Source organism: Brevibacillus sp. SIMBA_040, from assembly GCF_046535075.1.
In the GTDB taxonomy this organism is placed as follows: Bacteria; Bacillota; Bacilli; order Brevibacillales; family Brevibacillaceae; genus Brevibacillus.
On sequence record NZ_JAWRXI010000015.1, the window covers coordinates 65,047 to 81,304 of the forward strand.

At 48.5% G+C, this 16,258-nt stretch carries 15 protein-coding genes; 7 read left to right on the forward strand and 8 right to left on the reverse strand.

Annotated features, from left to right (window positions below; translation table 11 throughout):
- Positions 1-15 precede the first annotated feature (15 nt).
- Positions 16-1,335, reverse strand: a complete 1,320-nt coding sequence (locus tag SB752_RS22895; protein ID WP_410717846.1) for a hemolysin family protein — start codon at positions 1,333-1,335, stop codon at positions 16-18.
- Between the two features lie 143 nt (positions 1,336-1,478).
- On the opposite strand from SB752_RS22895, the gene SB752_RS22900 reads away from it, so the two are divergent.
- The 6 genes from SB752_RS22900 (at position 1,479) to SB752_RS22925 (ending at position 9,295) form a co-directional block, all read left to right on the forward strand.
- Positions 1,479-3,143: a DNA repair helicase XPB gene (locus tag SB752_RS22900; protein ID WP_410717847.1), complete on the forward strand. Its 1,665-nt coding sequence runs from the start codon at positions 1,479-1,481 to the stop codon at positions 3,141-3,143.
- A gap of 52 nt (positions 3,144-3,195) precedes the next feature.
- Complete coding sequence (locus tag SB752_RS22905; protein ID WP_103108784.1) at positions 3,196-3,765, forward strand: RNA polymerase sigma factor; 570 nt, start codon at positions 3,196-3,198, stop codon at positions 3,763-3,765.
- Positions 3,746-5,149 (forward strand): hypothetical protein, encoded by a 1,404-nt coding sequence (locus SB752_RS22910; RefSeq protein ID WP_410717848.1) that lies wholly within the window; start codon positions 3,746-3,748, stop codon positions 5,147-5,149. Before SB752_RS22905 ends, SB752_RS22910 begins: the two co-directional genes overlap by 20 nt.
- Before the next feature lie 212 nt (positions 5,150-5,361).
- A complete protein-coding gene (locus SB752_RS22915; protein WP_410717849.1) occupies positions 5,362-5,850 on the forward strand; it encodes a DUF6530 family protein in 489 nt (162 codons plus the stop codon).
- A gap of 1 nt (position 5,851) precedes the next feature.
- Positions 5,852-7,060, forward strand: coding sequence for an MFS transporter (locus tag SB752_RS22920; RefSeq protein ID WP_410717850.1), 1,209 nt, complete (start codon positions 5,852-5,854; stop codon positions 7,058-7,060).
- Between the two features lie 18 nt (positions 7,061-7,078).
- The gene (locus tag SB752_RS22925) at positions 7,079-9,295 is read left to right on the forward strand and encodes an AAA family ATPase (RefSeq protein WP_410717851.1); all 2,217 of its coding nucleotides are present in this window, start codon (positions 7,079-7,081) and stop codon (positions 9,293-9,295) included.
- Between the two features lie 70 nt (positions 9,296-9,365).
- Here SB752_RS22925 and SB752_RS22930 read toward each other — a convergent pair whose 3' ends face one another.
- The 6 genes from SB752_RS22930 to SB752_RS22955 form a co-directional block, all read right to left on the reverse strand.
- Positions 9,366-9,626: a DUF2573 family protein gene (locus tag SB752_RS22930; protein WP_213025400.1), complete on the reverse strand. Its 261-nt coding sequence runs from the start codon at positions 9,624-9,626 to the stop codon at positions 9,366-9,368.
- A 34-nt stretch (positions 9,627-9,660) separates the two neighbouring features.
- A complete protein-coding gene (locus tag SB752_RS22935; protein ID WP_410717852.1) occupies positions 9,661-10,347 on the reverse strand; it encodes a class I SAM-dependent methyltransferase in 687 nt (228 codons plus the stop codon).
- Between the two features lie 44 nt (positions 10,348-10,391).
- Positions 10,392-11,495, reverse strand: a complete 1,104-nt coding sequence (locus SB752_RS22940) for a threonine aldolase family protein (protein ID WP_410717853.1) — start codon at positions 11,493-11,495, stop codon at positions 10,392-10,394.
- Between the two features lie 123 nt (positions 11,496-11,618).
- Positions 11,619-12,050: a small multi-drug export protein gene (locus tag SB752_RS22945; RefSeq protein ID WP_410717854.1), complete on the reverse strand. Its 432-nt coding sequence runs from the start codon at positions 12,048-12,050 to the stop codon at positions 11,619-11,621.
- Positions 12,051-12,132: 82 nt separating this feature from the next.
- Entirely contained in the window at positions 12,133-13,128 is a 996-nt protein-coding gene (locus SB752_RS22950; protein WP_410717855.1) for an ABC transporter permease, read from the reverse strand.
- Positions 13,094-14,053: an ABC transporter ATP-binding protein gene (locus SB752_RS22955; RefSeq protein WP_410717856.1), complete on the reverse strand. Its 960-nt coding sequence runs from the start codon at positions 14,051-14,053 to the stop codon at positions 13,094-13,096. Before SB752_RS22955 ends, SB752_RS22950 begins: the two co-directional genes overlap by 35 nt.
- Before the next feature lie 131 nt (positions 14,054-14,184).
- Here SB752_RS22955 and SB752_RS22960 point away from each other — a divergent pair, with 131 nt between their 5' ends.
- Complete coding sequence (locus SB752_RS22960) at positions 14,185-14,973, forward strand: GDSL-type esterase/lipase family protein (protein ID WP_410717857.1); 789 nt, start codon at positions 14,185-14,187, stop codon at positions 14,971-14,973.
- Here the strand turns inward: SB752_RS22960 and SB752_RS22965 are convergent.
- Positions 14,965-16,200 carry an MDR family MFS transporter gene (locus SB752_RS22965; protein WP_410717858.1) on the reverse strand — a complete coding sequence of 412 codons (1,236 nt, stop codon included), beginning with the start codon at positions 16,198-16,200 and terminating at the stop codon, positions 14,965-14,967. The genes SB752_RS22960 and SB752_RS22965 overlap by 9 nt on opposite strands.
- Positions 16,201-16,258: the final 58 nt, after the last annotated feature.

Consider the following 16,258-nt stretch of genomic DNA (forward strand, 5'->3'; position numbering starts at 1 on the left):
CTTGTCGAATCACTACTACTCTTCCTCGGAGTTTGTCGTATTTTCTTCCAGTTTTTTTACCACTACCCGCGTGATTCGATAATGATCGACTTCATTTACCAGAAACTCGTAATTCCCCACGCGAACCATATCCCCCACACGCGGCGGATGATCAATTTGCATATAAATCCAGCCCGCCAGCGTATCCACCTCGCTCGACTCCAGATCGATATCCAAATAATCGCTGACTTCTTCCAGCAGCATTCGTCCATCGAGGGAAAGCAGGTCGTCCCGTTGCTCGATTTCTGGCCGTTCATCGTCAAATTCGTCCTGAATATCTCCCACAATTTCTTCCATTATATCTTCCAATGTAACGAGGCCTGCCGTTCCACCATACTCATCAATAATTATCGCCATCTGCCCTCGCTGTTTCTGAAGCATGGTTAACAGACGGCTAATGGAAATCGTTTCTGGCACGGTCAAAATCGAGCGCATCAATGTCTCGAGATCGTTCCTCTCTCCCTCCAGCAGTCCTGTCAGCATATCCTTGATATGCAAGCTCCCAACCACGTGGTCCTTGTCTCCGTCCACAACCGGGTAGCGAGTGAATCGTCCATTTTGAACCAGCCTAACATTTTCTTCAAATGGATCGCGCACATTCAAAACGACCATATCGGTACGCGGAACCATAATCTCTCGTGCCATCGTTTCGGAAAAATCAAAGATGTTGTCAACCAGCATCAGCTCGGTATTGTCGATCAACCCGCTTTTATGACTCTCATTGACCAAAATGCGAATCTCTTCCTCTGTATGAGCTTCCTGGTGCGGCTCCATGGAAATATGAAAAAGAGCAAGAATACGGCTAGCCGACCAATTGAGAAGAGCGATAAACGGGTACATGACTTTATGAAATAACGAAATGGGCCCCGCAATCGCAAGCACAACCATTTCTGTCTTTTGGATCGCCAGAGTCTTTGGTGCCAGCTCACCCAAGACAATATGCAAAAAGGTAATTACCGAAAACGCCAATATAAAGGAAATGCTCGTGACCAACGTATCGTTTAGACCAAAATAGTGAAAAACTGGATGCAGCAGCTTCGCAATCGCCGGCTCACCCAACCATCCAAGCCCAAGTGAGGCCAAGGTAATTCCAAGCTGACAGGCTGACAGGTACGCATCCAGATTGGAGATGACCTGCTCGACATGAACGGCCCTCTGGTTCCCTTCTGCTACCAGCTGCGCGATACGTGATTCCCTTACCTTAACAACCGCAAATTCGGTCGCCACGAAAAACCCGTTGAGGAGGACGAGGATCACGACCAAAAAAAGATTAAACAAGCTGCCCCATACTGCCATGTCCCACGTTCATCCTTTCCGTCGGTACTTTGGGTTATTCTTTCCCATGACGGGTCGAATGTTACCTGTTCGTTTTTCTTTCTTTTCGTGATTGTGATACCATAGTTCTGATTCATTATGCTTTTTTTAATGAGGTGAGTCTCATGTCTTACCGTCCAGATCTACCTATGATCGTTCAGAGCGATCGAACGATTTTACTGGAAACGCAGCACCCATTATTTACCGAAGCAAGACAAGCCATCCATGGCTTTGCTGAGCTCATCAAAAGCCCGGAATACATCCACACGTACCGCATTACCCCCCTGTCACTTTGGAATGCGGCAGCAAGCGGCATGGAGCCTGAACAAGTGTCAGAAACGCTTGGTACATATAGCAAATACGGTGTCCCGCCGACCATTGTCAAAGAAATTTCTGAGACGATGCGAAAATACGGTCTGATCAAATTGGAACAATCACATGACACGCTCGTATTAACCAGTGAGGACCCACTCCTGCTCGCGGAGCTCTTCTCCTATAAATCGATTGCAGAGCTATTTGACGAACCGTATAAATTGAAGCCCTATGCACGCGGCTTGATCAAGCAGGAGCTGATCAGGCTAGGCTATCCCGTGCAGGATGTTGCAGGCTACAACTCGGGTGAAGCCTGTCCGATCGGTCTGCCCGAAGTGAGCTCACAAGGCAGACCCTTTTCACTTCGTCCGTATCAGGAGCAAGCTGTCAGCGCTTTTTATTCAGGCGGAGAGGCAATCGGAGGAAGTGGCGTGCTCGTCCTTCCCTGTGGTGCCGGAAAAACGGTTATCGGCCTAGGAGCGATTTGCCAATTACAGACAGCCACTTTGATCCTAACCACCAACACCACTTCTGTCCGCCAATGGATTCAAGAGCTGCTGGACAAGACCGGGCTTGACCCCTCCTTGGTCGGCGAGTACACAGGTGATAATAAGCAAGTAAAACCCATTACTGTGGCGACTTATCAAATTTTGACCTACCGCCCTGCCTCTGAAGAAGAATTTCCTCATATGAGACTCTTTTCAGAGCGTGATTGGGGCCTTATTATTTACGATGAGGTTCATTTATTGCCTGCTCCTGTTTTTCGTGTGACCTCCGGCATCCAGGCTACTCGGCGCCTCGGTCTGACGGCAACCCTCGTTCGGGAAGACGGACGAGAAGAAGAGGTATTTACGCTGATCGGTCCGAAAAAATACGAGATTCCTTGGAAAACAATGGAGGAGCAGGGCTGGATTGCCGAAGCACGCTGCAAGGAAATCCGTCTCCCCTTTGAAGCAAAGTGGCGAGAAGCGTATGCCCATGCCAGTGCCCGGCAAAAATTTAGAATTGCTGCTGAGAATCCCCGAAAGCTAGAGGTGGTTCGCCAATTACTTGAGCGACATGCACATGATCGTGTGCTAATCATCGGCCAATATGTGGATCAACTGGACCAGATGGCTACCGCCTTGCAGCTGCCGCTCATCACAGGAAAAGTGCCGGAAAAAGAAAGAGAAGCTTTGTATAGCCAGTTTAAAAAAGGGGAAATCACGCGCCTGATCGTGTCAAAGGTGGCCAATTTCGCTGTCGATTTACCGGACGCCAATGTGGCGATTCAAATTTCCGGTACATTCGGCTCCAGACAAGAAGAAGCTCAGCGTCTGGGACGCATACTCAGACCAAAGACAGACAATAACAAAGCGCATTTTTATACACTAGTCACAAGAGATACGAGAGAGCAGGAATTCTCGCTCCATCGCCAGCTTTTTCTCGTAGAACAAGGCTATCCATACGATATTATAGAGATGGAGTCGCTGGTCTGAAACGTTTTAAAAAAACCAGCGTCTCATAGAGGGAAGGGAGGCCGGAGATTCAATGCAATCCGACGCCGAAATCATTCAGCGGATTCTTCAAGGCGACATCGAAGGGTATCGCGACCTCATCCAGCGATATCAGCATATGATCTACGTCTTTATCTACAAAATGGTGAACAATCGCTCCGATGCAGAGGACATTACCCAGGAAGTTTTTGTAAAAGCGTATGAGAAGCTCTCTACGTTTCGCGGGGACAGTCAATTTTCGTCCTGGCTACATACGCTGGCACGAAATAAAAGCATCGACTTCCTGCGCCGACGCAAATTTCACGATTCCGACGAACAGCTCGCATATGTACCATCTACTACTCGTGACGAATCTCCGCAGGAATCGCTCATGAATAAAGAACAGCGTCGTGAAATCGAAGAGGCGTTTGCCTTGCTGTCGGACTCCTATCGTGAAGTAATCGTGCTTCGGTGCACGCATGAATATCCGTTCGAAAAAATCGCAACACTCCTCGGCATTGCCGAGTCTACCGCCCGCGTTCGCTACCTTCGCGCTCGCCAGGAACTCGCAAAATTGTTAACCCGCAAAGAAGGGGGGCTCGTACATGAACTGCCAGGCATTTAGAAAAGCATGGCTAGATCTAGATGACACGGATAGCGACAAGCTCTCCCACATAGAAACTTGTGAGGATTGCATCGTCTGGATTGAGACACAAATGACAACAGAAGAGGAGGTGCAGTTCTTGAAAGAGGTTCCTTTACCACAAGCGAACCTGGAAGAGAGAATCATGCAGGCAATTTACGAGACTGCCGGGCAAAATGTGCCCCCTCATGCTGCAGCGGTATCTCTACAACCACCTACACCAATTACCAGCAAGCGTCGGACCAAAGGCTTCCCTTCATTTGCCTGGGTCAGCGCAGCTGCTGTTCTTCTAGCAGTAGGATTTATGGGCTATCAGCAGCTTCAATCGGATCAAATACAAACCGCTTCTCAGACGGAAAACAGTCCAACTAATGCATCTAATAGCGCTGAGGCTTTCACCACTACGGATCAGCCATCGCCAGGTGCGCCTGCTTCTTCACCTCCAGAGTTAGCGGCAGAAAAAAGTGCAGCACCAAGCGAAGCTCCAGTAATGAAGCAACAGATCGCCCAGGGAGATAAGGCGATTACACAGAACACACCGCCAGCAGCACCAGCTCAAGCAAAAATTGCTACTTCCCCACTAGAGGGATCGATTGCTATGGGGGATCAACAGTCCAAAGTAGCTCCTCCAGAATCGCGTGCGACCAATAAAGAAAGCAGAGTTCCAATGGTTGCGCGCAATAACGGAGAAAAACCTGCTTCCGATCCAACAACTAATAGCCAGAGCTCCACTGCGGTGGCTCCAGCTCCGATCGACAAGCCGCCAGCAGGAGCGACTGCTGATACGAACCCATCGGCTGCTGATAGCGAGCATGCTGCATTTGGAATAACCACTGCAGCTGTTCCTGAGTCACAACCGGATAGCTCAACTGAAAATGCGTTGGTCGGTCCTGCTGTGCCTGCTGCTAAACAACAGATTACTTTGTCTACCTTTTCGGATGTGGACACGGCTGTACAAGCTTCCGACATGCCGGTGCCGGTGATGGCAACGACTACGAACGGATTTGCGATGAGCGACATTTCCATCCAGTATGAATCCGAAACCAGTACGAAGGTTGCACACCTCTCTGCAAACTACAACCGCAACAAGGACTGGATCAAAATCGAGGTCGTGCGCAATACCCAGGGCAAACGCAGCCTCTCTATCCCAGGCACGTTCTCGGCTACTCAATTGTTCACCGTCAATGGAGAACAGGCTATTGCCGTATCCTATGAACAACACGACACGAAGACTTCTGTTGTCGAGCATGCTGTTCATTTTAACGCACAGACAAACAATCAATCTGTCTACGTGGTACTCACAGCCCATGGCGTTCCCCTGGATGAATTGATTGATGCAGCCAAACAAATTACCTGGAAACCGTAAAGCAATAGAAAAAAGGACACAGCTCGTTTCAGACGGGTCTGTGTCCTTTTTTGTTTGTTTCGGGTACTGCAAAAAGCAGATTCGACGAAAAAGAAAAACACTTGACTTTTATAGACGTTTAGTTAAAATGTTTGTTAAATAACAAACCAAAAATAAATACGTTTGTTAAATTCATTAATAAAAAAATCAAATGAATGAGGAGATTGAAAGCCATGAAAAAAACAACAGCTTCCAACCACACCCCCGTTATCGCATCTAAAAACTATGATAAAATTGATGGCCGATTTGCCCGTAATACAGATGCTACATGCCTATCTTTAGGGGTATCCCAATCAAGTGATAACAGGAAAGCCGATATTTCAGCCAAGGTTTGGAGAAATACAGAAAATCCAGAAGAGAATGGCTCCGTCCAAGCTGATGAGCTGCCTCTCCACCGTGTTCTTGACCTGTCCATTTTGATCTGCCGTTCCCTAGCGCATTTTCGCGATGCCTATCGGTATGAGCATTTATACGATCTGCAGCAGCCTGTCATTGAGCGCATCGGCCTGCAAGGAGACGCCATGACCGTGGCAGTATGTACGGACAATGAGAACATCAACGGAGACATGAAGCGGTTTAGCCAAGCTCTGAGCAATGATGATGAGTTGATCGGCGAAAGACTGCGTACGTTGTCAAGATTATTAAAAGAAATGGGGTATTAGCGTGTTTTCCAATCGCTACGTTCGAACGATTATCCTCTCCAGGGTGCTGCTGCAGCTTGGAATCTGGATTCGAAATTATGCCGTCCTGCTTTATGTAACAGAATTGACCAATAATAATCCGATATCGATATCACTTATTTCCGTTGCCGAATTTGCACCGATCTTTCTCTTTGCCATCATAGGCGGTACTTTTGCCGATCGTTGGCGTCCAAAGCGGACGATGGTCTGGAGTGATCTGCTGTCTGCCTTGTCCGTCGTAGCGGTACTGCTAGCGATTATGCATGGCGGTTGGATTGCCCTTCTGATCGGATCGTTTGTTTCCGCCAGCTTGTCTCAATTTTCGCAGCCGTCTGCCATGAAGCTGTACAAGCGGCATGTGCCAGGCGAACAACTGCCTAGCGTGATGGCTCTCTCTCAAACGATTGTCGCCGTCTTTACTGTTTTGGGTCCGGTGATCGGAACCTTTATCTTCATCCAGTCCGGAATCGAGTTACCTCTTATTTTGACTGCCGTACTGTTCTTGGGGTCGTCCCTAGTATTATGTACTCTCCCTCGGGACGCAGAGGAACCGCGGTCCAGCAACACATCCAGCTTTTTGCAGGAAATGAAGGCAGGACTAGGTTATATCAAAAACAACCAATCCTTGCGAACACTTAGCCTGACTTTCGCAGCAGTTGGATTGGCAGCAGGTCTGACCCAGCCCCTTCACATATTCATTGCCATGGAAAATTTGGGGCAAGACAAACAATTTCTGCAGTGGCTGGTGATGACCAATGGGGCAGCAATGCTGGTAGGTGGGATCGCCATTATGGGGATCGCCAAAAAGGTGAAGCCTCAGCTGCTGCTCATGATCGGTCTCCTCATCAACTCTGTCTGCACAATCGGTATAGGCGTGTCAACGACCATTTGGGTGACCCTCGTCTTTTTGGTACTCAGTGGCATGTTTTATCCTTGCATTCAAGGCGGCATCCAGACGCTGATTGTGCGAAATACAGAAGGGCCATTCATTGGACGTGTATCTGGAACGATTACGCCAGTCTTTATGGGAATGATGGTGATCGGCATGTTCCTCTCCGGCTATCTGAAGGATACGGTTTCCTTGATGACGGTATTTATTATCAGCGGTGCTTTGACTGTTGCTGGGGCGCTGTTCTTGACGCCGATTATTGTCCAGAAAAGCAGCACGGAACAGAAAAGACCTGCATCATGACGAATAGGAGCAATGTTTATGAATAACTACGAGCAATATGTGTTGTCCCCGGCACGACACCTGACCGATGCCGAACAAAAGCTTGTCTGGAAAAAGCCTGTATCGCATACGGTCAGCGAAGCTGAACAGCGGATTAGCGCAGAAGTAAAGCGCAACTGGGACCGCGAAGAAATGAAAATCACCAACATTCTATTAGAGGGTGACGCCGGTTCCGGTAAAACGCAGCTTGCCAAAGCATTGTCGGCTAATTTCAGACTTCCATATACAAAAGTGACATGCTTTGCCGATATGGATAAATCGGATATCATCGGTGCTATTTTGCCGGTCATTTCTTCCGACCGATTAGAAAGGCTGGAGCATGCGGACAAAAGCGCTTTGACAACGTTGTACGAAAGCGATGGTTTTCACAGCGCAACGGAAATATTGGTGAACGCCCTGGGGATGACGCAAGAGGCTGCCGCCATAAAGATAAAGCGATTACTGAAGCTGGCTGAGGAAACCACGGAAAACAAGGCTGTAGTATATCGCTTCTACCCTTCCGAAATCGTGAGAGCCTACAAGAATGGCTACCTTTTGGAAATACAAGAACCAAATGTCATTCGGGATGCTGCCGTGTTAATGGCGCTCAACTCTGCACTTGAGCCAGATGGCGGTATCAATCTCCCAACAGAGATTGTACGCAGGCATCCGGACTTCATCGCGGTCATCACGGCAAATCGCAGCTATGCCGGGTCCAGGCCACTTAACGAAGCACTGCGCGACAGGATTCAGCATGCAGAAAAAATGGACCTTCCAACCAAAGACATCATGATGGAACGGGCGATGTCCAAAACGGGTTATACAGATGAAAAAGTACTGGCTGTTTTAGCCGACATCATTATTGTCTTGGACAAAACAACAAGGGCCAATGCGATTAAAGGTGTGGCCGGCATGCGCTCCTATTTCTACTGGACGGATGCCGTTGCCAGAGGCGCTTCTGCAAAAGAATCCCTTTATCATAAAGTCATCTACAAGATCACAACCGATAGTGAAGAGATCAAGCTTTTGGAAGAAGCACTGAGAAACAACGGTTTGTTTGCCAACTTGGAAGAAGCCTCGGTAGACGAAAAAAAAAACGAACGAAATCGAGATGAGGAAGTCGAGATCAAGTCATCTGGAAACATAGACGATACCGTTTTTGACAAAGACGACCATGCAGAGAAAAACGGGATCATTCTAAAAATGTCTGCAGATAGCGACGAAGGCTCTTCTTTTACTTCTGATGATACTGCGAAAATGGAAAGCTCAGATTCTGAAGGAAACAGCTCTCCCACCTATCACCAGGCAAACCCCGATCCGATTTCAGAGGAAGCAAAGCAAAAAGAACGTGATTTTCGTAAAAAGCTGAACCAGACGGCCAGAGAGATTGTCTCCGATTCCATCCATCAAAATGTGAAGCTTATTGTTCATCGCCCAGAGTACGATCTAGAAAATCAACAGGATTACGTCCGTTTGAGCAAGGGACTTATGCCGATTGTGCGGGAAATCGCCAGAGGGACACTCCCCCTCCTTGAGCATGAAATGTCCTCTGAATTTGCACGAAATCATTATTATGGAAGCAAATTTCAAGCGGACAGCGTTGCTTACAGGGATTATCGGTACTTTTCCAAGAAACGCCCTCCTACCGACTCCCCTTCCCTTGCTGTTGGAATACGGGTTGACGAATCAGCGTCTATGTCCGCTTTTGGGAGGCTGGAAGCAGCCAAGCGAGCAGTTATTGCAGTCTACGAGTATTGCCAAATGTGTCAGATTCCCATCTTAATCTATGGCGATACAGCCGATGTTTCCAAGCTGGAGCAGATGTCGATCTTTGCCTATACGGACTTTGACAAGCCAGATGCCCATGATCGATTCCGGCTAATGAAAATTTCTGCCAGAAGCAACAATCGTGACGGAATGGCACTGCGCATCATGGCAGAAAGATTAGCGATACTGCCTCATCAAACGAAACTGCTTATCAGCATAAGTGATGGACAACCACGAGCAATGGATGACTATACTGGAAATCATGCCGCAAATGACATCAAGCAGACGATAGAGAGGTATGAACGACGGGGAATTACGTTTCTGGCAGCTGCCATTGGTCAAGACAAGAATGTCATCAGTGAAATCTACGGAAATGAGAGGTTTTTGGACATTACCGATCTTCAAGAGTTCCCGGCCAGGCTAGTACGAGTAATAGCCCGGTATTTGTGAGTTAACAGCCTATGAAAAACGAAAACACCAGTCTATGACAAAGTGTCTGACTGGTGTTTTTCCTGTGGCATTAGTGCTTTTGATTTTTCGTCTGGTTCCACTGCTTGATCTGCTCAATGATTTCCCGGATTTGATTGCGAGCATCCTGATGATCCGGCTCACTCGCCCAGTGCTGAATAAGTGGTGGCATCGCTTTGGACATATGCGTATAGAGGCACCACACCTTTACCATTTCGACACGTTCAGGAGTGGCTTCCCCTGTTAGAAGCTCTGTGAATTTGTACAGCAGATCGTCTAGTTCTGGGACTAGCGCTTCTTTTTTATTTTCCATTGAAAATCCCTCGCTTTCAGACTTGTCAGTGGGTCTATTCCCTGTCTCTTTGCGGTTTGGCTGTAATCAATAAAGAGAGCGGTTTTCCTGTACGTGGATGGATAGGCTCTGTGCAGCGAACAAGCTCAAGACCAGCCTTTGGCAGCTCGCCGAGCCAGGCGCTCATCGTCCGATAATACCAAGGCATCGCTGCTTTGTAGCCTTCCCCCATCCTCGTGAACGATTCTTCTCTCCACCCGATTTCATAGCGATCGTCAGGAGCTAGATGATAGGGATGCAACGTATGGATGACGATGGCACCCTGCGTCGTTAGGATCGTAGAGAGTGCCTGCAGCAGCTCTGTTATCTCTTCAGACAGGAGAGAAAAATTGCAAACAGCGAGATCGAAATCAGTGCCAAATTGAGCAGGTTGTTGGCAGAAATCCGCATAGCTCAGCTGATGAAAGCTTCCCCCACCAGCAGATCGGGCTACCTGAACCAGCTCGCCACTGCCTTCGATCCCGACTACTTCTATTCCCAGGTTATGTAAAGCCCGTGCTAGCCAGCCTTCCCCACTACCTACATCCATCACTTTTCGCGGGTTCAACGAAACGATTTCGTCAATAACTGCCTGATCAGTCGCAAGCTTGCGGCTTTCAATCTGATTTTGCCGTACAGATTGTGTCCACGCTTCGGCATTCGTGACCCAGCTCTCTTCTAATTGGCGCTCTTTCTCACTCATCGTCAGCTCCCCCTGCTTGGAACCCGTCTATTCTTGCAAACAGGCTATTTCTCCTGAAGAACGGCTTGCAATCTCTGATTCAGTATTTGAAAAGCGTTATGAATGACTTCTTTGGAAATGCCGGCATATTGATCTCCGATATTTACTTCACAATAGCTCGTTTCTTCATCAATATGATTCAAACGGGTGATAAAGCCAACACCTGTTTCCTCATAAACCGAAATCAAAACAGGCTCAACCTTTGCTTTTGGAAGAGAAAAATGAATATGAAACATATTGGATACTGGTATCACGGGACGCGTCTTAATTCCATCACACTGGTTATACAGGCTGGCCAGCTCTTTGGCATCCTCGTAGTACTGGTTAAACCGATCTTGTCTTTGCGAAAAGTAATGATCCGCACTGAGGATGTACGGATACAGGCTGATCAAATCCCCGCCATGCCGTCTTTTCCAGATGACCGACTCTTTTACAAACGCATCGTCACCTGCCAGGATCGCGCCTGCAATTCCTCCGACACCTTTATAAAAAGAAATATAAACACTGTCAAAGAGACTGCAAATTTCTTCAGCCGACTTTTGATAATAAGGAAGCACTTCCAGCAGCCTAGCTCCATCCAGATGCAAAGTAATTCCTTTTTCACGACAAAAAGCAGAGATCGCTTCCAACTCTTCATAAGAAGGCAATTCGCCGCCGATCTCACGCTGCGGTAATTCCAGCAGCAAGCAGGAAATGTTCGTGTCCATATTGCGCACATCATCGATCTGAATCAGTCTGTCTTTATCTGCGAGCAGCACTGATTCAATCCCGTGCAGATGCTTGAGTCCCTCTTCTTCATGAATTTCCAAATGGCTCAGCGGATGATAAGCAACTCTTTTGATTCCTTTTTTCTCAGACCAAATTCGCATCGCTATTTGCTGCGCCATAGTTCCGCTTGGGAAAAAGACAGCGGCTTCTTTTCCTAAAAGTTTGGCAATTTTGTTTTGAAAATCTTCTATGAGGGCGCCTTTACCATATACATCACTATCCATATCACCGTCTAACTCATTCAATACGTCCTTCAATACTTGAATGTTTCTTTTTCCATGCCCAATGAGTGGGTATGCCGTTCGATTATACGCTTCTAAGAGTGGATTCGTACTGCTCATATTGATAGGCAACTCCTTTCTCTTTCCATCCCTTTATTATACATTAATCTCGAAACAGCAGTCCGCATGTACGAAAAAACCGCCTCTGCGCAATCCAAAGCCGAGGCGGTTCATGTATGCTTATTATGGGGTCAAAAATTGAAGCAGACCAAATGCAACGGCGACGGTAAGAATGACGCTCCAAATGAGGATTCCGATCGTCATCCACCACATGAGCTTGCCCGTCGGTGCTCCAAGCGAAATTCCGATTGCAGCCCCAAGCGGCGCTCCGGTAAGTAGCGGCGAGGCCAGGCCCAGACCAATCACTCCGTATTTTTCCCAAATACGAGCCATTCGTCCTTGCTTTTTCCCCTTCTTCTCTATGCGCTGAATCAGCCAGCTGCGCAGAGAGCCGCCCAAAAATATGACAATCCCGGCACTGGCAACCGCACCAATAGCACTGCATATCCCAATGATCAGCGGTGGTAGCTGCAAGGCAAATCCAAGCGGGATCGCTGCCCAAAGCTCCATCATGCTCGTTACCACTACTGTTCCACACTTCCAAAGCATCTCCATGTAATCAAGTAGGCTCCTCTCGTCTGTACATCTCTAACAAGGTAATACGTACATCGCGAGAAAAAGTTTCCATTTCCCCAAATCAAGAAGTCACATCTCGTCGGGTAAAAACCAGATAAGCGACCACTAAAGCCGCAATCGCCCAAATTGATAAGACTGCGAGCGAAAAGGGTAGCGTCATCCCTTTAATCGGGGGCAGTGTCCCATTCAAATAATCGGTCAGCTGCAGATTCACCACAAATAAGTACTTGGAGGATTCCCATGATGACGCCATCTGAGTGAGAATCGTTCCGCTGATGAGTGCCGCCATCATAATTCCCATACCGGCTGCTGCACTGCGCACAAGCACCGAAACCATAAAGGTTACCGTCCCTACCACGATACAAACAAACCAGCCGAGCCCATATTGCATCAGAAGAAACTGCCATTGCGGCAGCATAAATGCCCCGGTCGTCGACAGCTCTCCGCCCGTCACCTCAAAGCCGGTCAAAATCGGAAGATCCCAGCCAGAGTAACCAAAGACTACACCCGACATGAAATACGCCAGGATAAGCGTCGTCAGCACGGTCAACGAAGTGAATAACAGCAAGGTAATATATTTGCTCGTCAGTACCTTCCACCGCCTGACCGGCCTCGTCAATAACAGCTTGATCGTACCTTCACTGAACTCCGCCGATACCAGATCAACAGCTAGTACCACGATGATCATCGGTAAAAACATAGAAATGGCCTGATCCATAAAGCCCCGTGCAAATGTAGGTCCACCAGGCGCCATCGGGTTGATGTCGTGATCGAGATAGTACTGCTGCTGTTGAATCCTGATTTTAATAAAATCACGCCATTCCTCGGGCAACCGGCTCGATGCCAGTCGGTTTTGCATATCGACGATCTGCTGGGTTAACAAGGGACGCCAATCGGTCGTTCCCATTCGCTCCTGAGCAGTCACTACAGATCGATACTGAGCGTATGTAAAAATCGGAATCAAAATCGCCAAAATCAGCACGACAACGAGAAATCTACGGCGGCGCAGCAATTTTACCGTCTCATTTTGTACGAGTCCCACCATGCTCTGTCCCATGCTCCTTACCTCCCCCCGTCAAAGTGAGGAACAGGTCCTCCAAGGTCACGGTCTTTGTCGCGATCCCCGTAACAGGCACTCCCTTACCTACCAACGTCTGGTTCACTGCACTTACCTGCTCGATGTCCATCCGTGTTTTCAAGCGTCCCTCCCCGCTTTGCCACACCTCTGTAATTGCTTTTAATTCCCGTAATACAGATGCGGCCATCTCCATATGCGACAAAGGAATTGTCCACTCCACCTGGTCGGCAAACTGCTCCATCAGCTCTTTTACTACGCCAACCGAGATAACCTTTCCTTGGCTAATAATCGCCACTCGGTCACACATCATCTCAATCTCGCTGAGTAAATGACTGGAGATAAAGACAGCAAGCCCCTCCTCTTCGGCGAGGCGGCGGATAAACTGGCGCAGCTCGCGAATTCCGGCTGGGTCCAAACCGTTTGTCGGCTCGTCTAATATGAGAATTTTAGGTCTGTGGAGCAAGGCTTGGGCGATGCCGAGCCGCTGCCTCATGCCGAGAGAATACGTTTTTACCTTGTCATCGATCGCTCGCTCCAAATCAACAAAACGAACGATTTCCTCGATACGCTGTGCCGATATTCCGCCACTCATGCGCGCAAATTGCTCTAGGTTTTCTCTGCCCGTCAAAAACTTGTACAGCTCGGGATTTTCTACGATGCAGCCGACCTGGGCGATCGCTTTCGGGAACTGCTCCTGCAGAGAAATATCTGCAATGCGCACATCTCCCCCATCGGCTTTTGCCAATCCTACCAGCATCCGAATCGTCGTTGTTTTACCCGCACCGTTTGGACCTAGAAAACCAAAAACCTCACCCGAATAAACATCAAATGTAATATCGTGAATGATCGGCTTGCCACCGATCGCTTTTTTTAATCCCTTTACCGCGAGGACTGTTTCGGCCAATGTGTGCCCTCCTATTCTTCTGACGCCCCATCGCCTGACGGAGGCATACTGTTTATGGTACACTGACAAAAGATGTAAGTAGCCACATTATACCATGCAATACTATCCAACATCGAATAGGAGGGTACCCCATGCGCACATCCGGCCAACTTCTTTGGCGCACGGCAGGTCTTCTGTCCTTTCTTTCCTTTTTACTATTTGCGACCGGATTTGTGCTCGCAATGAACCCCAGCCAGCTGGCTCCTGCGAACGCGACTTCGCCAGCCCAAGCTAGTAAGCCCTCGGCACCCTTGCCCTCAACAGGAGTTCACAAGGTCGTAGCTTTGGGTGATTCACTCACGCGTGGCGCAGGTGATGCAAACGGGCAGGGCTATGTGGGACTCGTTCGCCAGGCGCTTGAGAAGCAAAATGGTCAATCGATTACGTTTACCAATCTCGCCATCAACGGCCAGGAGTCGACTGATCTTCTCGCACAAATGTCCCAGCAGCAAGTAAAAACGCTCTTGACCGAGGCCGATTTGATTTTGTTTACGATCGGAGGTAACGACCTTTTCCGGCAAACGGGTGGTCTGTATTCCCTCGAAATAGAAAAAGTGGCCGCAGCCATTGACAGGCTTACGACCAACTACGAAGAGATTATTCGTCAAATTCGTTCGGTAAACAAAAACGCTACCATCGTCTATACATCGCTGTACAATCCGTTTGGCGATACCGAAACAGGTTTGGATACGATCAAGCCTGTACTCGATTGGAACAATACGGCATCCCAGATCGCTTCCCGCTATCCGCATGTGATCGTAGTTCCTACCTACGATTTATTCCTGCGAAAAGAACAGACCTATTTGTATACGGACCATTTTCACCCGAATACAGAGGGGTATGCACGTATAGCGACTCGCATCATGCAAGCTTTAGAGTGAGTCTGCTCGCGAGTAATTGAGAGATTTTCCGGTACTGGCCAGATAAACCCGCTGACCTGCCCACTGGAACGCCGTACTAACCATGGAAAATGCAGCGACAATCAAGAACAATGTGGTGCCACCATACGATGCGAGCAAAATGCCGCCCATCCACGGGCCGATGAATTGTCCCAGGTTACTGAAGCTTTTGGCGCCGTAATAGCTGCCACGCATGCCTTCGGGAGCCATCCGGTCAATCAGGACATCGCCGGCTGTAAAGGTCAAGATTTCTCCAAAGGTAAACAGCACCATCGCCACGATAAAGAACAGCCATGAGCTAGCAAAGGCATATCCGACATCACCAAGCGCATACATGACGTTTCCCACGAAAATGGCCGTGAGAGGCGTCTTTTTTTCTGCCCAGCTCGTCAATGGCAGCTGCATCAGTACAACTACGATCGCATTGACACTCATGAGGATCGCAAACAGCTCAGTGCCGTTAACAACTGTCATTTCCGAGAATTTTGCCAGCGTCGAAGACATTTGCGAATAGCCGATTGCTCCTAGCACACCTGCAATCATGTACAAGCGAAACGCCTTATCCTTGACGACTACGCTAAACGCTTTGCCAAACGTCACTGTCTCTTTTTTCTGACCCTCGATTTGTTTTATGCCAAACTTGTTTAATAAGCCTTGCAAGCTGATGACATAAAACAAATAAATAACAGCTGTAATCAGGAACGGCAGGGCAACTGATGTTTTGGCCAGCACAGCCCCAGCTATCGGTCCTACCGCAACCCCCACATTGATCGCAGTGTAGCGCAAGCTGAATACACGGAACCGCTTTTCTGGCGGCGTCACATCCGCCATGAGTGCTTGTGAGACCGGCTCGTAAAACGATCTACAGAGACCACCTGCCATATTTAACAGCAGCAGCACCATCGGATTTTTACTGAGCGCAAAACCTACAAACACAAGCGTCCAAACATACAAGGCTCCCAGCATGACCCGTCTGCGGCCAATCCTGTCAGACAGTGTCCCAGCTATAAACCCCCCCACTGTTCCAGCTAGTGGACCTGCCCCGATCGTCAAGCCGATCATCGCCAAATCCATATCCGTGTTGTTGGACAAGTATAAGAACAAAAACGGCATACTCATCGAGCTGGCAGCCCTGACAAACACGGTACCGACTACCAACGACCAGACAATCGGGTGAAACTCCTGCAAACGCGCTTTCAACCAACCCATTCTCTCGCACTCCTCGCAACTGTTCTGCATCTTCCTGTCTACCAGAACAGACGCTCTA